We start from the raw sequence: 19,428 nt of genomic DNA on the forward strand, positions 1-19,428 counted from the left end.
GGGAGTAGGCATTTTTTTTCGTTAAAAATGGAATTGTTATTGTAAAAAAATGTTGTCAAAGAGTGGTGATGCTTTTATAGTTATATACAAATGTCCCACGTGAGACATCAATCAAAACAGGAGGCGTTCCAATGATTAAAAAAGCTGTCACCTCTTTTACCGCTGCATGTCTCATCATGAGTCTTACACCAGGAAACATAGGAAAAGCAACGCAGAAAGAAAAGCCTTTTCACCTCAAGGATTCGACATTAATAGATAAAACGATTGAAGGCGACCTGGTGATCACACCTGATGCCGGAAAAGACATCACCCTTGAAAACGTGACGGTTCACGGGAAGACCCTTATCAAAGGGGAAGCGCCTGATACCCTTCAGCTGTCCGATTCGGAGTTACACAATCTATCGGTTCAAGGACCTGGTCACCCTACAAAGATCACCGTCTCTGGGGAATCAATAGTCGAAGAAACCCTGTTGGATGGAAATGCCGAGCTTGAAGAAAGAGAACTTTCGTCCGTTGGATTCCAGAACGTAACCGTATCGGCATCCACGGTCAAAACGAAGAAAGCTGATTTGAAAGGCGAGTTCGAAACCATTACAACCACTGGTAAAAAAGGAGGGGCTCAAGTAGAGCTTGACGGCGTTGCAGATCGGTTTGAAATGAACGCGCTTTCAAACGTCAACCTTGCTACGGATGCGTTAGTAAAGGAACTTACTGTATCAGCATCCGGTAAAGGGTCGATTATCGATGGAGACGGTAACGTGGAGAAAGCAACTTTGAACGGCACCGTTATATATAAGGGAGAAGAAACAAGTGATGCATCTTCTTTTGCTTCACCATGGTCCCTCGTATGGAATGACGAATTCAATCAGGCCGATATTGACCGTTCGAAATGGACGTTCGATATCGGCAACGGGTTTACCGATGCCAATGGTACCTTTATACCCGGGTGGGGGAATAATGAAAAACAATATTACACAGACCGCCCTGATAACGCTAAGGCAGAAGATGGAAAGCTCGTCATCACGGCTAAAGAAGAAGAGTATGAAGGCCACTCTTATACGTCCGCACGCCTGAAAACGAAGGGGCTTTTTTCAAAAACGTATGGGAAATTCGAAATGAAGGCGTCGCTTCCAGTCGGGAAAGGCTACTGGCCGGCGTTCTGGATGCTCCCGGAAGATGATAAGTATGGAGGATGGGCAGCCTCCGGTGAAATCGATATATTAGAAGCCCAGGGAAGTAATCCACAAGAAGCGATCGGGACGATTCATTACGGTGAAACCTGGCCGAACAATAAATACACCGGCGCTCACTATGCCTTTGAAGATGGATCGACCATTGCCGACGAGCATGTATACTCAGTTGAATGGGAGCCGGGGGAAATTCGTTGGTATGTGGATGGAAAGCTCCGCCAAGCCCAAAACAATTGGTATAGCAAAGGGACAGGCAATGCGGCCAACTTCACGTATCCTGCACCATTTGATCAGCCTTTTCACATGTTATTGAATGTGGCGATAGGCGGGAATTTTGACGGGGGTCCAACAGAGGATACCATGTTCCCTCAATCCATGGACGTTGACTATGTGCGGGTTTATGATCTGACGGGAAGACCGTATAAAACGCCGGAGTTGCCTGTATTCGAACAGCAACCATTACCGGAAGAAGCGAAACAACCCCTCGAAGACGGAAATCTCATTTACAATAATGGATTTGATCAGGACTGGGATGACGTTGAAGGGATTGAAGGGGTGGAGAATACGGATTACTGGTATTTCTTGACCGTCCCTGACTTTGGAGGGAAAGCGAATGTGTCCCTTGATCAGTTGGATAGCGTGAACTACGCAAAAGTCGATATACAGGAGCCCGGTAATCAACCTTATTCTGTCCAGCTGATACAAGATGCCTCTATTGGAAAAGGACGTTATTATCGTATGTCTTTTGATGCGAAGTCCAGTGAGGCGCGTCCGATTAATGTAAAAGTCAGCGGGGGTCCAGAGAGGGGATATGCCACGTATTCACGAAGTGAGTCGTTTGAGTTAACAGATCAGGTGCAAACCTATGAAACGGTGTTCCAAATGACGGAGGAAACCGATCTTGCAGCCCGACTGGAGTTTAATTTAGGCTTGTCCACCATGCCTGTCTGGATCGGAAATGTCCGGGTCGAGGAAATCCCTCCTGTGAAAGTGGATCCGGATGCTTCCAAGTCTGCGCTTCCTGACGGGAACCTTGTCTATAATGGGACGTTCGACCAAGGATTCCCTGACCGTTTGCTTTATTGGAATTTGGTAGATTCCGAGAATGCTGAGTTCATCGGGGTGGATCCCGATGAGCGGGTATTTTCTGCCAAGCCTTTAAATGAAACGGACAAAGTACAATTAGTGCAAAAAGGTGTTCAGCTTCAAGCTGGAAGTGAATATGAACTGACACTGGACGGGATGGCTGAAAGTGCCCGTGATATTCAGATTGAGATGAGAAGCAAGGATGGAGAGGTTTCCTATGCAGCGGAAACGATTCCTCTGAATGGTGATTGGGAGAGTCATGGCATGGCTTTCAAGATGCGGGATGTAACGGATTTGGAAGCGCAGCTGGTCATCCACCTTGGGGGCAGCACTCATAAAGTGAAGCTGGATAATATGAAACTATTGAAAAAAGTGGGACCCATTGATCCGTTTCCTATTAAAAACGGGACATTCGACAATGCTTTAGATCCCTGGGAGTCTTACATCCATTTTGATGCAGGGGCAAGTATTCAGCATGTCGATGGTGAAGCACATATCTCCATCGGGAATGAAGGGAAGGAAGCATGGAGCGTTCAACTCTTTCAAGGGAATCTGGTGCTAGAGCCCGGGAAAGAATACACGCTATCCTTCGATGCAAGCTCTTCAGTAGCACGGTCGATGGAAGTGACGCTGGAAAACAGTCAATATACGAGGTACCTTTCGGAATTTGCTGAACTTAATGAAAATCTGGGTCGCTTTGAATATACGTTTACCACCCCTTTGAGGGAGGAAACGAGTTTGAAGTTTTTACTTGGTGCCACTGGAGAGGTGCTTGGCGCACATGATGTGGTGATTGATAATGTGGAGTTGAAATAAGTTTGGGTACAGCGTCTTTTGGGCGCTGTGCTTTTTTGTTTAGGTTTTGAGTGTGGGGAGGCTTGAGGGTGTGTGAATGCTTTGGACTAAATGTTCCGCCGGGTGGAGGGCGTGTAGTTTTGACGGAGAATAGTAGAACGGTCGATAAATCTCAAAGCGCCCATAATCCCCCTGGGCAAAAACGACTCCGACACCCAAAACTCGTATGATTCCCGTTCAAACTCCTCCCAAAACAACACAAACCTCATTATAATCACAAAAAAAGCAGCCGATCTAAGATCAGCTGCCTACCCCTTCACCCAAAACCACTTCAACCCCGAAGTGATCCGAGACAACAGGCTTATTGACATCATTAAAGATGACCCGGGACGACCGAACGTCCACTTTCTCACTGGACAACACAAGATCAATCCTTAAATCGACCTTATTCTCATCCCATCCGGCAATCTTCCCTTCAACGGTTATCCCGTTGTCACGTTCAACAGCTTCATCAAATGTATCCATGAGTCCTTTGGAAAGAAGGTAATCATATCCTTCCTCACGAACCCATGCATTATTATTGAAGTCGCCCATTAAAAAGAAGGGGAATTCAGTGGTGACTTGCTCGATCAATGAGTCAACCTGAAACTTAAACGGTTCTTCTTCGTCCGTCCACCAGCCGAGGTGGCAGGAGTAGAAGGTGAGGGGCTTTCCTTCATATGAAATCGTGGCCCCTGCGATCTTACGGGTTTTCCAGTAGGATTGGTCATGGCTTTTTGAGATGAAGAAGCGGTGTTCTTCAACGACCGGGTGCTTCGTTAAGATGGCGACGCCTTCTTCATAGACGTCGTACCCGATATGAGCGAAGTCCCATACTAATGAATAATCCTTCACGCCAAGTTTCTCCAGTTCCCCAAGAAGGACAAGGGCAAAATTGTCTTTTTTAACTAAGCCCTGGGCAGTCTCACTTTCGATCAGCTGACTGACTTCCTGGAGGGCGATGACATCGTAGGATTTCTCCGCGATGTCATGTGCCAGGATCGAGATTTTTTCGAGTTGGCTGTCTTCTTGCCATGAGTGACAATTCAACGTGAGTAATTTCATGTATTACGCTCCCAGTAGATCTTGAATGTCAGACTTGATGACGTCTGCTTTCGGACCATAGATGGCTTGTACGCCTTTGTCTTTCAGGATGAGCCCCAATGCTCCGTTTTTCTTCCATTCCTGTTCAGTCCAGACTAGGCTTGTGTCTTTTACAGTTACACGAAGACGGGTCATACATGCATCCACGTCTACGATGTTGTCTTTACCGCCAAGCATGGCAACGACTTTCGGCGCGATGGAATCTTTACTTACTGTCCCGCCGCCGGTAGTTGCTTCGTCTTCAATGTAGTTCCCGTTACGACCCGGTGTCGGGAAGTTGAACTTTTTGATCAAGAAGTTGGCAACCGTGAAGTTAAGGCCAAAGAATACGATACACGCAATCACAAAGTTCACAAGGTCGACCCATAGGCCGGCTTTGAGGATCATCGGAACACGAGTCAATAGCTCGATGGATCCAAATGAGTGAACACGGATGTTGACGATATCCACAATCGCGAAAGCAAGTCCCGTCATGATGGCATACACAACGTATAAAAGCGGAGCTGCAAACATGAACATGAATTCGATTGGTTCTGTAACACCTGTTAAGAATACAGCTAAACCAGCTGATAGGAACATGGATTTGTATTTTTTCTTCTTGTCTTTATCCACATTACGGTACATGGCATAAGCGATACCGATTAAAGCAGCTGTGGATAAAATCATTTGACCTACTTTGAAACGTGCAGGTGTGACGTCATTTAATAATTGTTTGTAGCTTTCCGTATCTCCTGCAGCCAGGAAGTTGTTTAAGTCAGCGATCCATGCGAGCCATAGTGGATCTTGACCAGCAACCGTCGAACCTGCTCCTGAACCAGTCAGGATCTTGTACGTTCCGCCGAGTTCCGTGTAATTGATTGGAACCGTTAACATATGATGCAGACCGAATGGTAATAATAGACGCTCTAACGCACCGAAAATGAATGGCGCAATGATTGGCGCTGTGTTACGGGATGTTGCGATCCATTGACCGAAGTCATTGAGTAATCCTTGAATGAATGGCCATACAATGGACATTACGACAGCGATTACAACAGAACCTACAATAACGACGAATGGCACGAAACGTTTTCCGTTAAAGAAGGAAAGGGCATCTGGTAATTTATCATAGTTATAATATTTGTTGAAAAGGTTGGCTCCTAAGAAACCTGAGATGATTCCGACGAATACACCCATGTTTAAAGCGGGTGCACCAAGAACCGATGTGAAATAGTCAGAAACAATTAACGTTTGTCCGAAAAGAGAAGAGACCGTTGCTTCGGGGTCTCCAAGCATATCTCCATTGACTCCGAAGATCGCTCCGGTAATACGGTTGATCAGGACAAAGGCGATCAATGCAGCGAAGGCACCGCCCGCACGTTCTTTCGCCCATGAGCCACCGATGGCTACTGCGAACAAGATGTGAAGATTGGTGATGATTCCCCAACCGATATCCTCCATAACTCTTGCAATCGTTTGCACTAATGTGATGTCTCCACCCATCATTGCAATCAACTTACCGATGGAAATCATAATCCCTGCAGCTGGCATGACGGCCACGACCACAAGCAATGCTTTCCCGAACTTCTGCCAAAAATCAAATGACAATAAATTCTTCATAAACCCGTTTCCTCCTTTAATATCAATCTATTCGACTATATATTTTACATTGGATTACATGTGTGCGTTTACATTTCAGATTAAGTGAAATGCTGATTGGTGCGTCTTTATCATTAGAGTGCATGTATCATGAAAATAGATGCAACCGTTTGCACTAACTAAACACATTTTATGATATCCCTTTCAAGAAAGCAACAACAAAATATTATTTTAGTAAAATATTATTAGTTTGAGGGACGGACCTTGGTAGGTGAGGGTATGTTACAGGGGGTGTGGATAACTATTCTGGTTGTTTAGTAGTGGGAGGAATAGATGGGGATATATTCATGGGATGAGGATTGTGGATAATTTTCAGGAGGTGTAATGGGTTGATCTATTGTGGATGAAATAGGGGTGTGGATAAGTGTCAGAGAATCGCTGGACCGCCATTCAATTTCAATCACTGCAATTACATCCCTCACGAATTCACCGCCAATTCACAAAAAAACATCCAACCTCTCAAGATTGGATGTTTTTAAACATTATTTCAACAATCGCAGACCATTTAAGATAACCAAGATCGTACTACCTTCATGCCCGATGACCCCATAAGGGAGATCCAGGATTTGCAGGAAGTTCGACGCGATCAGCAGCATGATCACAGCGATGGAGAACACCACGTTTTGTTGCACGATCCGTTTCATTTTTTTCGAAAGCTTGATGGCTTCAGCAATACGGGTAAGATCGTTTTTCATTAGCACGACATCGGCTGTTTCCAGTGCGACGTCGGTTCCTTCACCCATGGCGATTCCTACGTTGGCCGTTGCAAGTGCAGGTGCGTCGTTGATTCCGTCCCCGACCATTCCGACGGTACCGAATTGACGTTTCAGCTTTTTCAGTTCGTCTACTTTCGTTTCCGGCAGGCACTCGGCAATGAAGGAGGCAACCTTGGCTTCTTCTGCAATGGCACGAGCCGTCTTTTCGTTGTCCCCTGTCAGCATGATCGTTTGGACGCCTTCATCTTTAAGGAGTTGCAAAGCTTCGATGGTTTCTTTTCGAACCACGTCTTTCAATGCGATCAATGCCACAATCTGATTTTCCTTGGCAACGAAGACCGTTGTTTTACCTTCAGAAGCGATTCGTCCAAAGGCACCATCCATAAATTGTTCTGCCAACACTTTATCCACAAAATCTGCTTTCCCGATTTTCCATTCGGTTCCGTTCACAAGCGCTTTGACTCCCCAGCCGGATACGTCTTCGAGGGAATCAGGCTGAAAAAGTTCCGCGTTACGTTCACGAGTTGCGTGTTTCACAATGGCTTGAGCAAGTGGATGATTCGACTGATTTTCAATCGAAGCGACGACAGTCATCACTTCATGTTTATCCACATGATCCGCAACCACTATATCCGTCACAACTGGTTTTCCTTTCGTCAACGTACCGGTTTTATCAAAGGCAATGGCTTTGATGTTGCTCAAGTTTTCCAAGTGAGCTCCGCCTTTAAAAAGAATTCCATGACGGGCACCGTTTGAAATCGCCGATAAACTCGCCGGCATGATAGCGGCAACCAGGGCACAAGGTGAAGCAACAACGAGTAGGACCATTGCCCGGTAGAATGTTTCCGTCCAGCTCCATCCGAGTAGGAAGTGGGGCAGGAACATCATCAGGAAGACAACGGCAAGCACTACTTTTACATACGTTCCTTCAAAGCGTTCGATGAACTGCTGTGAAGGCGATTTTTCGCTTTGCGCGGATTGCACAAGGTCAATGATTTTTTGGAAAAGGGTTTCACTGCTTGGTTTGGTCATTTCAATGGTGATGGCACCGTTGATGTTGACCGTTCCAGCGAACACTTCATCTCTTTGACCTTTAGTTACAGGGACGGCTTCCCCTGAAATGGCTGCTTCATCGATGGACGTTGTTCCTTTTACGACAATACCGTCCGTTGGCACGCGTTCACCCGGTTTGATCAGAATATGGTCTCCGATTTCAAGGCTTGAAACGTGGACTTTCTTTTCGCCAGATCCTGTCACGAGCCATGCTTCTTCAGGCTGAAGCTGCATGAGTGCGGAAATTTCCTTCTGACTTTTGTTCATCGTATACGTTTCAAGTGCGCCGCTGACAGCGAAGATGAAGATCAGGATGGCACCCTCTGTCCAGTAACCGATAATGGCAGACCCCACTGCGGCAAAAATCATCAGCATCTCTACATTCAGCTCTTTGTTTTCGATGGTTTCTTCGATTCCTTCTTTGGCTTTCGCGAATCCGCCGATGGCAAAGGCGAGGAGATAGAAGATGATGCTCAAGCTTGAGTCGTCATTTGATGTCAACCATCCCAGTAAAATAAACACACCACTGACCAATGCGGCAATCAATTCTGCATGAGGTTTTATTTTTTCAAAGAAGTGTATTTTTTCATTTGGTGCTCCCATGGATAAGGCTTTGGATTGTGAGCTCATAGCGTATTCCTCCTTCAGATAAATGAAAATACGAGATTCTCATTGAGAATAATAATCAACGTCAATACCCCTATAAAACGACGAAAGCTGCCACCAATGAAAGGTGACAGCAAAACTGCACGTGCTCTTAGATGATTTTATATGAAGTTAGTAATTTATAATTATTATAATCTAATCCTATCACATGTATATGATAATGGAAAGAGTTTTGTGCTAGTTATTCTGGGTTATTTCACTACGTCGATTTTGAAGGGAAAAGACGAGTAGGCTCACAAAAATCATCAGCATCATGCATGCAATTAAGTAGAAGAAGCTTGAGCCTTTGAACCAGTCGATGGTGATCCCTCCAACGAATGGACCCATCATGCTTCCGAAGCTGAAGAAGATCCCGCACATGATGTTTCCGGCAGGAAGTAATTCTTTTGGCAGAAGATCAGTCATATAACTAATACCAAGTGAAAAAGTCGATCCGACAGCCATCCCGGCTAACGTAAAGCAGATAAATAAGCCCATGGTGGATTCAGAGACGATTCCTGCGGCAGAAAAGCAGAGAAAGCCGATCATCATGACGATGAGCAGGACATTTTGTCTTCCATATTTGTCACTCAGAATCCCGAGTGGTACCTGGGAAATGATACTTCCCACGGCAAAAGCAGGCAGGAGGATGGCGACTGCTTCAATGGAAAGACCGTTTCGAAGGGCGAACACAGGGAAGTTTCCATTTAATGAAGCTTCAAGGAAACCATATCCCAACGGAGGCAACAGGGCGACCCATGCATATTTGAGAACCTTTCCGAAGCGCTGGAACGATCCAAGGAACGAGGCACTGCCGATATTTTGCTGATCGGGGAATTCGTTTTGTAATTTAAAGACGAACATCCACACGGTCAGGCTTAATAAGGAAGAGATGATGAACGGCAATGCCTGATGGATGGTGATGAGCTGAGTCATCATCGGTCCCACGGCAAAACCGACTCCAAAAGAGACCCCGTAGATGGATATATTACGTCCGCGATGTTCTTTTGGTGAAAACGATGTGATCCATGTCTGGGTGGCGAAGTGCAGCATGTGATCGCCGATTCCAATGCAAAGACGCAGGAAGAACCAGAACCAGAAGGATTTCCAAACCGGGAACAGTAAAAGTGACGCTGCGACCACTATTCCTCCGATGATGATCATAGGCTTGTATCCGATTTTTTGAAGTGGCCTTTCCATTAATGGAGAGGCGAGTAAGATTCCGATATATAGTGCAGTTGCGTTTAATCCGTTCAGGGAGGAAGAGATGCCGTCCTGCTCGAATATGATGGCGATTAAAGGAAGGAGCATCCCTTGTGAGAATCCTGAAATTGCCACGATTCCGACAAGGACCCAGAAACGGAAGGTCAGTGTTTGATTCATTTGTAAAAACTCCCAATCATTGATGATTACTTATTAGATGGTACCCCCAATTTCATTGTTTGGCAATACGAAACGAATAGAGTAAAATCAAAACATCTACTAACATAATAAGGAAGGAATGATGTAAAAATGGAATTTAACATGCAAGAAGGCGGATTTTTCACAGATTTAGGGTTTGGGAAGCTGGAGGTTTCGGGTAACGAAGAGTATGGCTTTCGGCCGTTCCAATTATTGGTATCTTCCGTAGCAGTCTGCAGCGGGGGAGTGCTCCGAAAAGTACTGGAGAAAATGCGCATCGAATTTGACGACATACATATCAAAGCAGATGTAACCCGCAACGAAGCCGAAGCAAACAGAGTCGAAGCCATCTCCCTTCACTTCACCATCAGAGGGACGGACCTTGACGAAAACAAAATCGAAAAAGCCATGAAGCTCACCCGCAAAAACTGCTCCATGGTCCAATCCGTACAAGACAGCATCAAAATCGAAGAAACGTTTGAGTTAGTGCAGTGAAATTTTGAGGGACGGACCTCCATTCAACGAGCATAAATCTTATTGTAACAAGGTTTATAACTAGATGGGAGGTCCGTCCTTCAGTGCAGTAGAGTGTTGAGGGATGGACCTCAAATCAGTTTAAGCCCTATTCCATCAAGTCTTACAACCAGATGAAGGTCCGTGTCCCTCACTACAGTAAACTGTTAAAGGACGGACCTCTAAAATCAGCATAAGTCCCATCAAACAAGGTTCTCATCTGATTGAAGGTCCGTCCCTCTTTAGGTGTCCTCTATAGGCTTAGTTCTTGTGGTTCTTTGCCTGTTTTTTCGTAGTAGAGGATGGTTTTGGGTGTGAGTTTGAGGAGCATGTATTCCGGGTCATCGGGGCTTGCGATCCAGGATTTTAGTTGGTCGTTCCAGAATTTCTCTTTCAGCTCTTTGGATTCTTCTACAGTTGCCTCTGCTTCAATTTCTACATAGTGCTCATGATCGGAATCTCGGTCATGGCCCAGAAGAATATGAACATGAGGGTTTTGTGCGATGTCTTCCGCTTTGTGCGCATGCTCATTGGTTGCGGTGTAAAGAGTAAGGTCTTCATGGTAGAACATCATAAAGCGTGAATATGGTTTGTTGTCTCGGATTGTGGCAAGGGTGCCCGTTTTATGGTTGGAAAACAACTCAACGATCTTATCTTTTAAGTTTTGTGCCATGGGTGGTACCTCCTAATTGGGTTCTACCTATAATGTGTCTAATCTCACTTGATTTAAACAAATTTTCTTTTAGAAAGAAGGATCTTACACATGAACAAAATATTTGCACTGCTTGTATTTGCAGGAGTTCCGATCTCAGTCATCGGTTCACTGCTTCATTGGCCGAATGTAATTATGTTCGTAATCTATTGTGTGACGATCATTGCCCTTGCAGCATTTATGGGAAGGTCGACGGAAAGTTTGGCCGTTGTGTCAGGACCCCGTATCGGCGGGTTGCTTAATGCCACCTTTGGAAATGCGGTTGAACTCATTATTTCAATTTTTGCGTTAAAAGCTGGTTTGGTTGGCGTCGTGCTTGCCTCCTTAACTGGATCCGTACTTGGAAACCTTCTATTAGTTGCCGGGTTGTCCTTCTTTGTTGGGGGAATCAAGTTCAAACGTCAGAAGTTTAATGTGTTTGATGCCCGTCACAACTCGGGGCTGCTTATGTTTGCCATTATCGTTGCTTTCGTGATTCCGGAAGTATTCGCCCAGGATATGAACGAAGCGAAGACCATGTCCCTTTCAATTGGTGTGTCTGTTATTTTAATCGCCCTTTATTTATTTGCCCTATTCTTTAAATTAGTCACTCACCGCGGGGTGTATCAGCATGAAGGCGAAGAAGGTGCGCACGCTCATGAAGAACCGGAGTGGAGTAAAGGGAAAGCATTACTGATCCTTGCCGCCTCTACAGCAGCCGTTGCCTATGTATCTGAACGCCTCGTTCATACCTTTGAAGAAGTAGGGAACACATTCGGCTGGAGCGAACTGTTCATAGGGGTCATCATCGTAGCCATCGTCGGAAACGCTGCCGAGCATGCGTCGGCGATCATAATGGCTTATAAAAATAAGATGGATATCGCTGTGGAGATTGCAGTTGGATCTACCTTGCAGATCGCGATGTTTGTAGCGCCGGTTCTTGTATTGATTTCACTGTTTTTCGAAACGAGCATGCCGCTGGTGTTTACGTTACCGGAACTGGTGGCCATGGTTTCAGCAGTACTTGTCACGATCGTCATATCCAATGACGGGGAGACGAACTGGTTTGAAGGACTGACCCTACTCGCAGCCTATTTCATCATGGGGATCGGATTTTATCTACTATAATAAAAAAAGAAGCGGAGTCCAATTACGGACTCCGCTTCTTTTTTAGGGAATGTAGGAATGATTGAAAACGGTCAGTATGCCCGACTGTTTTCTTTTCAAAAGTAGTATAATATAATATTTGAATTTTGTAAATATTCTTTCAAATAAAGTTTTTTGGATAAGCTATTCCAACTAGGAAAAACTAACGGCAAACCCTTAAGTTAAGCTTGAAAGGAGTCAATTTTATGAAAATCATGCGCACTGCTCTTATGGTCATTCTCGCATTTTTCGTTGCAACCACTGGTATCCATGCTGAAAATAGTCCTAAAAAAGCAACTGACAAAGCACCGAAAACAACGGAGAAAGCTCCGCAAGCAAATGAAGATACCAGTGTAAAGATCCCGAATTCGGTTTTAAATATCGCCAAGGAAAATACGTATCCCAATTCCACACAGGATCAGCCGTATCTTCAACCGAGCGAATGGTCTCAGGAACTAATTGAAACATCCAATGTGAAAATTGAAAATCCGAACCTGATTCGGATACTGAACGAATCCACGATGAATAAAGCACCGACGATTGGATTGCGTGCAACCATTTATTTAGGGGAATGGCCTTTAAATTATGCTTCAACGGAGACATCTCCTAACTGGGAGTATCAAAAGGTCAATACGAACTATTTCGATAACCGTGGCGGAAAATCCAACTATCAAATTCATTACGTCCAGGAAGCACAAAAAGTGGTGAAGGGCGGACTCACGGCAAAAGTTCCACATGCAGAAGATGTGGAGAAAATGATGCTTATTAAAGCAATGGATAAATCAAAGCTGCCACTCGCATTTCAAACAATTGTAGGAGCAGGAACGAAGAAAGACCAAGTGTACAATATTTCACCTAAACGACTTGGTTACTTATATGCCTACGCACCAGCGATTAACGAAAAAGGAAAAGTGACCTACGGTGAAGTGTTCCTTGTCATGAAGGGTACGAAACGCTCCATCGTCGTGAAAAACGTAACCTCTCAAGGAGTTGGAGCGTGGATTCCAGTTCAGGATCATGTCCACTTTGGCTTCATGGCAAGCGAAACACCAAGATAAATGTTTAAAGAGGAGTGAAATGGGGTAAACCTTAATTTCACTCTTTTATTATTTTCTTTGATATGTTATAATAATTAGAATATTCAGAATTGAAGGAGGGATATCATGGAGTATCTACTTATTTTTGGTGGGATCCTGATTGCGTACACAGCTATGAGAATTTGGTTCGGAGCGAAAAGGGCTAAAGTATATGCCGAAAGCCTCAAGAATCAAAAGTATAACGTAATGGACCCAGCACTACAGAAGATTGACCAGCCCGTGAAAGAAAATCACCGCGGTCCAATCGGATAAGAAGCACACCGGATAAATGTCCGTTGTGCTTTTTTTTGTGTATGAGAGGGACGGACCTTGAGTTGGAAGAATGGCGTGATATTTAGGTTTAGAGGGACGGACCATGTTTTTAGGGGAGAAGTGGGGTTTATTGGCGTGCTTGGAATGAATGGGTATTTGGTGTACGAGTTGCGATTGGTTCACAAATTGACACAACAAACCTGGAGAGTTGCACAACAAATAGTCAAACTGGCACAACAAACATCCAAAGTGGCACAACAAACCCGAAAACTGGCACAACAAACATCCAAACTGGCACAACAAGCCCTTAAAGTTAGTCAACTAATAGAAAATCAGATCCCAAATTACATGAAAAAAGCCCAAATCCATAATGGATTTGAGCCTTCACACTATTTTATCGAGAAATCTTCGCTTCACGCTCCGAAAAGTCAACATCACCATAATACATAGACTTCACCAGGACGTTCGGTCCAAGGCAGCGGGCCATAGGGCAGTGACAGTTCAACTCTTTCGCAAGAGGTTGTTCTTTCCACTTTTCAAAAATGGCAGGAAGCGTATCCTTTGTTATGTTTCCAAGTGGCGGCGTGTCGCCGAAGTCAGTGACGATGACATCACCGGTGAATATATTTACGTTCAGACGGGAACGGCCGTCGGGATCATTACGGACGCTAACATTTTTAGCTGCATAGAGTTCAGTCAGAAAATCCAAGTCTTCCTGTGAAGAGCTGCATGGATAGAATGGCAGCGTTCCAAATAGCATCCACACGTCTTCATCACGGAAGGAAAGAATGTCTCTAATTGCTTCACGTGTTTCTTCCAATGAAAGAGTTTCTAGGCTTGAAGCGAAATCGGAAGGGTACATTGGGTGAATTTCGTGACGACCACACTTCATTTCGTCTACTACTTGACGATGGATTTTTTCCAAGTAGGGCAGGGTGTTTTTATTTAACATGGTTTCTGCCGAGACAAGGACTCCACGCTCAGAAAGTGCACAGCTGTTTTCGATCATGCGGTCAAAGAGTTTCTGACGCTGCTCCCTTGTTGGCTTTCGTTCCATATTGGCAAAGCCGACATCGATGAACTCATCGACCGTTCCCCAATTGTGAGAGATGTGCAGGACATCCAGGTAAGGGGCAATAAGTAAATAGCGGTCAAGATCCAGGGTCAGATTTGAATTGATTTGGGTATGTACGCCTCTGGAATGTGCATACTTGAGTAATGGCAAGACATAATTTTCAACGGATTTCTTTGACATCATCGGCTCTCCGCCGGTAATACTAAGGGAACGAAGTGTTTTAATATCGTCGAGCTTCTCGAGAATCAATTCTATGGGAAGAGCGCTTGGATCCTTCGGAGACAGGGTGTAACCGACGGCACAGTGCTCGCATCTCATGTTACAGAGCGTTGTGGTGGTGAATTCTATATTGGAAAGCGTGATATCACCATGCTCATCCACATCTAAGTAAGCCTCCCAAGGATCATGGTCAATCGACATTTTCTTGGAGAGAGTATCAGTTTTCATTCGTAAAAGCTCCTTTATTAGTAAGTCACCTATCCATTATTGAGAAACGCCCAGCCCTTGTCAATCCGAAAGTTATTGGTTACCATAGTAAACGTATTGAAAGGAGAGAGAACTCTTGGGTAAAGCTATCAACGATAAAGACTCACAAGTGAGCTATTTAAAACAACGCCTGAACCTGTTCGTCGACGTTCTGGACTCAATCGACCCTGAACAAGCGGATATAGACGATATCGACCGCCTTATTGCGATGATCGATGATATAGAAGTAAAATGCGAGCAATTTAAGAAGAGTGAGTAAGAGTCCTTGATGGGGCTCTTATTTTTTTGAGGGACGGAGCTTTGATTGGGGTTGGGTGGTGAGGTGAATAGCGGTGGTGACGGTGATTTTTTTTGCGGAATTTGTTGGATTTTGTAGAACAGTTGATAAAATGAAATAACAGTCGATAAATCTGATTAGCGATCGATAAACTTTAATAACGGTCGATAAGAATTCATAACGGTCTACAATTTTTTTATCCGCCCCATAAACCTCACCCTTCATCCTATGCAAAATAGGAGACAAGAATACCAAGCAGGATTTCCCCGCTAAAACGTCAAACTTTAATAAAAACATCTATTATTAAAGGAGCGAATCATCCCCATGATCATCACACCCATTGAAAAACACCAATGCCAAGCAGCCAAAGACGTGATCCTGTCCGGTTTCCTCGAACGGTTCGGCTTCATCGATCATACCCTGAATCCCGATATTCATGATATTTCTGTAGAGTACGATGGGACGCACCATCATTTTTTTATAGGAAAAGATAACGACAAGATCATCTGTACAGGCGCTATCCGAAAAGAAACCCAGGATACGTATCGGATTGTGAGAATGTCTGTATTATCCCCATTTCGAAAACGAGGTCTTGGCCGCATCATGCTCAATCATTTAGAAGAAAAAGCTTATTCTCTTGGTGCACGCACACTCACCCTCGAAACCAACAAGCACTGGGCGGACGCCATCCAATTTTACCAGAGTAACGGGTACACCTATAAGGAAGAAGACGAGGTTTCATGTTATTTTGAGAAGGAAATTCCATTGTGAAATCCCTTTCAATCTTATTCTTATAGGAGTATAATGATGTATGAAAATTAAGACTGTTTTTGAGATCTTTAGAGGGGGAGAACGATGAATAAAGAGACATTACAGCAAAGTATGTACGATTTGATTGTGGAAACATCCACAAACCTGCCAAAGGATGTTAGACGTGCGATCCGCACGGCGAAAGCCCGTGAGAACGCCGGCACGCGGTCTGCTATGAGCCTGGACACGATTTCAAATAACGTAAAGATGGCGGATGACAATGTATCACCGATTTGTCAGGATACAGGGCTTCCGACTTTTAAAATAAAAACACCGGTCGGCGTGAATCAGCTTGACATCAAAGAAGCGATTTATGCTGCGATGGTACAGGCGACGAAGGACGGAAAGCTTCGTCCTAACTCAGTTGATTCATTGACCGGGGCAAACTCTGGAGACAATCTTGGCTTAGGGACACCGGTCATCAAGTTCGAGCAGTGGGAGAAGGATTACATCGATGCGCGCCTGATCTTAAAGGGCGGCGGTTGTGAAAATAAAAACATCCAGTACAGCCTTCCGTGTGAGCTTGAAGGACTGGGCCGTGCCGGACGTGACTTGGATGGGATCCGTAAATGCGTGATGCACTCGGTGTATCAGGCTCAGGGACAAGGCTGCAGTGCCGGTTTCATCGGAGTTGGAATCGGAGGAGATCGTTCTTCAGGCTATGACCTGGCAAAAGAACAATTATTTCGTTCCGTTGATGATGTGAATCCGAATGGAGATCTACGTAAGTTAGAAGAGTACGTAATGGACCATGCGAATGAGCTTGGAATCGGCACGATGGGATTCGGCGGTGAAACGACGCTGCTTGGCTGTAAAGTCGGTGTGATGAATCGTATCCCTGCAAGCTTCTTCGTATCCGTTGCTTATAACTGCTGGGCATTCCGTCGCTTAGGGGTGAAGCTTGATGTTGAATCAGGCGGTATCGACGAATGGTTCTACCAGGAAGGCGAGAAGATTGACCTTACTCAAGGATCTGAGGCTGAGCTTGAAACGGCAGCGGCTTCATCCGGGGAACAGCCGAATGTTGTGGTACTGCAAGCTCCGATCACGGAAGAAAAGATCCGTGAGTTGAAAGTGGGAGACGTGGTTCAAATCAACGGGCGCATGTACACCGGCCGTGATGCGATCCACAAACATTTGAGTGAGAATGATGCACCGGTGGATCTTGATGGCCAAATCATCTACCATTGTGGTCCGGTCATGCTGAAAGACGATGAGGGCAACTGGCACGTGAAAGCGGCTGGCCCGACAACATCGATTCGTGAGGAGCCTTATCAAGGGGACATCATGAAGCGATTCGGCATCCGTGCTGTCATCGGGAAAGGCGGAATGGGACCGAAAACCCTTGCTGCCTTGAAAGATCATGGCGGTGTTTACCTGAATGCCATCGGTGGAGCGGCACAGTACTACGCAGATTGCATTAAAGGCGTAGACGGAGTGGATCTGATGCAGTTCGGTATTCCTGAAGCGATGTGGCACCTGAATGTGGAAGGCTTCACAGCGGTTGTAACGATGGATTCACATGGTAACAGCCTTCATGAAGAAGTGGATAAATCGTCATTGGAAAAATTAGCTCAGTTTAAAGAGCCAGTTTTTAAATAAGAAATTGGAACCACCTCGTACGGGATACGGGGTGGTTATTTTATTGGTTATTTATGTTAAAATCAGGTTGAAACTTTAAAGAGCGTTCGTTCGTATTACATACAAACAGGAGCTGGAGGGCTATGATGATTTTCAATAAATTAGTGAGCATGTTGTTTCTTTCCTTGATGGTGTTCTTAACAGGGTGTGCAAGCACTAGTGAAAAGTCCAATATCACTTCAATAGAAGACGTGAACGTTGATACGTTAAAAGAAAACAGTGGAACCTATGTCGGGGATAACTCCAAGGTCAGTGCGATCCTTCAGGAATTGCCCGGTGGAGAGACCATTCAGGAAGTCGATCTTTCAGGAGAAATGGTGAAGGTGACCTACGGCAATAAAGAAGGGGGCCTTTCTGAAAGTGATGTGGATGAGTTTTGGTTTGACGGTAATCATGCCGACCGCAAGAACTTATATTACAACGCCATCTACATGACCCTACTCGTTCCGAATGCCCGGGAATATCATTTCCAGATAGACGAATCCATGGTATCCGTTTCAAGGGACAAAATGGTCAAGAACCTCCAGGATGAATTTGAGCAATTCCCAACAGGAGAGGCCATCTGGGATAAAAAAGTCGTGTCTGAATTCATCGATGAACATAACGGGAAACTAACCGAAATGGCGACGAAGTATCAGACATTTTTTGAGTGAGGGACGGACCTTATCTCGAAACATGTCTCTCTTCGACGAAAAATGAAAGATCAGGGTGACCTGCCCAAGCTTTTGTATTGTATGCAAGTTATAATCATCTAAACTTTATTCTACTGTCATCCCACTCGAAGATTCCTTTTGTACTAATAGAAGGAATCTTTTTTTTACTTATGAACTATATGAATTCAACATATTTAAAGTATTATCTTAAATACATCTACATAAGTATGAGGAGGAAGAGTGAGAGTGAAGGGGGAAGAACATATGACAAATCCGATCGTGGTCCGATCTTTAGATGAGATTCAATTCTGGTCGAGAATTATGAAGGAGCATGCGTTGTTTTTGAGCTTGGGATTCACGTATGATCAGAAGCAATTAATTGAAGAAGCACAACAATTCATTGTGGTTTTCGAAAGAATCGAGGAGAAGCTGAATAAATACTCTATCAACACGGATGTACGGCAAATCCAGGCATTTAACAGCGAAGTTTATCAAGCGGCAGCTGCGATTTGGAACTATAAGCGGAAAATATTAGGTTTGACATTGCGATGTGAAATTCGCTCTAATAATTATCCCTTGTTAGTGGATCATATTAGCAGAGAGGCAGCATTCTTTGCCAAGCGTCTGCAGGAATTGAATGAGGGGAAACTTGTACCAGAACAGGATTCCATAATCCAGGAAAATGTATTCTTTCTGAAAATCATGGCCGATCACGCGAAGTTTATCGGACATCTATTGGATCCTTCCGAACGGAAATTAGTTGAACAGGCAAGAGAATTCAGCCAGGATTTCGATCAACTGGTTTTTCAAGCGATTGATTTAGACTCCATGCGTCCACAATCAGAAACAAAGCCGATGTTGAATCAATTTCTGAATCAGAATAAGGTTTCAGTTAAGTCATTACGTGATTTCAAGAAAACCGCAAGAGAATTAATTGAAGAATGCAGGATCAAAAGTAATATCCATCCACTATTGGCTGATCACACATTTAGAGAAGCAGAACGATTCCTGGAAATCATCGATCTATTTGAAGCGAGTTTGCAAACGAAATAAAGGTTGAAGTTTGATAACCGCTTAAATTATTGGATACTTTTAGTACACATGAATCCTTCCCGTTCTC

At 44.5% G+C, this 19,428-nt stretch carries 17 protein-coding genes; 11 read left to right on the forward strand and 6 right to left on the reverse strand.

The genetic code is table 11. The features are described from left to right. Window positions 1–131 precede the first annotated feature (131 nt). Window positions 132–3,092: a carbohydrate binding domain-containing protein gene (locus tag Q1B03_RS12690; protein ID WP_299741663.1), complete on the forward strand. Its 2,961-nt coding sequence runs from the start codon at window positions 132–134 to the stop codon at window positions 3,090–3,092. Between the two features lie 279 nt (window positions 3,093–3,371). Here Q1B03_RS12690 and Q1B03_RS12695 read toward each other — a convergent pair whose 3' ends face one another. From Q1B03_RS12695 to Q1B03_RS12710, 4 genes are all read right to left on the reverse strand, one after another. Beyond that, complete coding sequence (locus Q1B03_RS12695) at window positions 3,372–4,175, reverse strand: endonuclease/exonuclease/phosphatase family protein (protein ID WP_299741664.1); 804 nt, start codon at window positions 4,173–4,175, stop codon at window positions 3,372–3,374. Window positions 4,176–4,178: 3 nt separating this feature from the next. Next, window positions 4,179–5,813, reverse strand: a complete 1,635-nt coding sequence (locus Q1B03_RS12700; protein ID WP_299741666.1) for a PTS transporter subunit IIBC — start codon at window positions 5,811–5,813, stop codon at window positions 4,179–4,181. Window positions 5,814–6,334: 521 nt separating this feature from the next. Next, the gene (locus Q1B03_RS12705; protein ID WP_299741668.1) at window positions 6,335–8,251 is read right to left on the reverse strand and encodes a heavy metal translocating P-type ATPase; all 1,917 of its coding nucleotides are present in this window, start codon (window positions 8,249–8,251) and stop codon (window positions 6,335–6,337) included. A 213-nt stretch (window positions 8,252–8,464) separates the two neighbouring features. Then, complete coding sequence (locus tag Q1B03_RS12710) at window positions 8,465–9,649, reverse strand: MFS transporter (RefSeq protein ID WP_299741670.1); 1,185 nt, start codon at window positions 9,647–9,649, stop codon at window positions 8,465–8,467. Between the two features lie 129 nt (window positions 9,650–9,778). Between Q1B03_RS12710 and Q1B03_RS12715 the strand changes: the two genes are divergently transcribed. Further along, window positions 9,779–10,162 carry an OsmC family protein gene (locus Q1B03_RS12715; protein ID WP_299741672.1) on the forward strand — a complete coding sequence of 128 codons (384 nt, stop codon included), beginning with the start codon at window positions 9,779–9,781 and terminating at the stop codon, window positions 10,160–10,162. A 271-nt stretch (window positions 10,163–10,433) separates the two neighbouring features. On the opposite strand, the gene Q1B03_RS12720 is transcribed toward Q1B03_RS12715, so the two are convergent. After that, complete coding sequence (locus tag Q1B03_RS12720) at window positions 10,434–10,853, reverse strand: pyridoxamine 5'-phosphate oxidase family protein (RefSeq protein ID WP_299741673.1); 420 nt, start codon at window positions 10,851–10,853, stop codon at window positions 10,434–10,436. Between the two features lie 90 nt (window positions 10,854–10,943). Between Q1B03_RS12720 and cax the strand changes: the two genes are divergently transcribed. The 4 genes from cax to Q1B03_RS12740 all read left to right on the forward strand — a co-directional run bounded on the left by cax (window position 10,944) and on the right by Q1B03_RS12740 (window position 13,816). Next, on the forward strand, window positions 10,944–11,999 hold the full coding sequence (gene cax, locus Q1B03_RS12725) for a calcium/proton exchanger (RefSeq protein ID WP_044338559.1): 1,056 nt from the start codon (window positions 10,944–10,946) through the stop codon (window positions 11,997–11,999). A gap of 224 nt (window positions 12,000–12,223) precedes the next feature. After that, the gene (locus Q1B03_RS12730) at window positions 12,224–13,075 is read left to right on the forward strand and encodes a YfkD famly protein (RefSeq protein ID WP_299741677.1); all 852 of its coding nucleotides are present in this window, start codon (window positions 12,224–12,226) and stop codon (window positions 13,073–13,075) included. A 105-nt stretch (window positions 13,076–13,180) separates the two neighbouring features. Then, window positions 13,181–13,366 carry a hypothetical protein gene (locus Q1B03_RS12735; protein ID WP_299741679.1) on the forward strand — a complete coding sequence of 62 codons (186 nt, stop codon included), beginning with the start codon at window positions 13,181–13,183 and terminating at the stop codon, window positions 13,364–13,366. 57 nt (window positions 13,367–13,423) lie between these two features. Further along, window positions 13,424–13,816 carry a hypothetical protein gene (locus Q1B03_RS12740; RefSeq protein WP_299741681.1) on the forward strand — a complete coding sequence of 131 codons (393 nt, stop codon included), beginning with the start codon at window positions 13,424–13,426 and terminating at the stop codon, window positions 13,814–13,816. Here the strand turns inward: Q1B03_RS12740 and yfkAB are convergent. Then, on the reverse strand, window positions 13,761–14,888 hold the full coding sequence (gene yfkAB / locus Q1B03_RS12745) for a radical SAM/CxCxxxxC motif protein YfkAB (protein WP_299741683.1): 1,128 nt from the start codon (window positions 14,886–14,888) through the stop codon (window positions 13,761–13,763). The two genes, Q1B03_RS12740 and yfkAB, sit on opposite strands and share 56 nt — an antisense overlap. A gap of 115 nt (window positions 14,889–15,003) precedes the next feature. Here yfkAB and Q1B03_RS12750 point away from each other — a divergent pair, with 115 nt between their 5' ends. The 5 genes from Q1B03_RS12750 (at window position 15,004) to Q1B03_RS12770 (ending at window position 19,361) form a co-directional block, all read left to right on the forward strand. Continuing rightward, window positions 15,004–15,186 (forward strand): SE1561 family protein, encoded by a 183-nt coding sequence (locus tag Q1B03_RS12750; RefSeq protein ID WP_034761313.1) that lies wholly within the window; start codon window positions 15,004–15,006, stop codon window positions 15,184–15,186. A gap of 342 nt (window positions 15,187–15,528) precedes the next feature. Beyond that, on the forward strand, window positions 15,529–15,975 hold the full coding sequence (locus tag Q1B03_RS12755; RefSeq protein WP_299741687.1) for a GNAT family N-acetyltransferase: 447 nt from the start codon (window positions 15,529–15,531) through the stop codon (window positions 15,973–15,975). An 84-nt stretch (window positions 15,976–16,059) separates the two neighbouring features. Next, window positions 16,060–17,616 carry a fumarate hydratase gene (locus Q1B03_RS12760; RefSeq protein WP_299741689.1) on the forward strand — a complete coding sequence of 519 codons (1,557 nt, stop codon included), beginning with the start codon at window positions 16,060–16,062 and terminating at the stop codon, window positions 17,614–17,616. A 122-nt stretch (window positions 17,617–17,738) separates the two neighbouring features. Beyond that, a complete protein-coding gene (locus tag Q1B03_RS12765) occupies window positions 17,739–18,308 on the forward strand; it encodes a DUF4825 domain-containing protein (RefSeq protein WP_299741691.1) in 570 nt (189 codons plus the stop codon). Between the two features lie 264 nt (window positions 18,309–18,572). Next, window positions 18,573–19,361 carry a DUF2935 domain-containing protein gene (locus Q1B03_RS12770; RefSeq protein ID WP_299741692.1) on the forward strand — a complete coding sequence of 263 codons (789 nt, stop codon included), beginning with the start codon at window positions 18,573–18,575 and terminating at the stop codon, window positions 19,359–19,361. Window positions 19,362–19,428: the final 67 nt, after the last annotated feature.

Origin of the sequence: uncultured Rossellomorea sp., from assembly GCF_947488365.1 — a bacterium.
Classification (GTDB): Bacteria; Bacillota; Bacilli; order Bacillales; family Bacillaceae_B; genus Rossellomorea.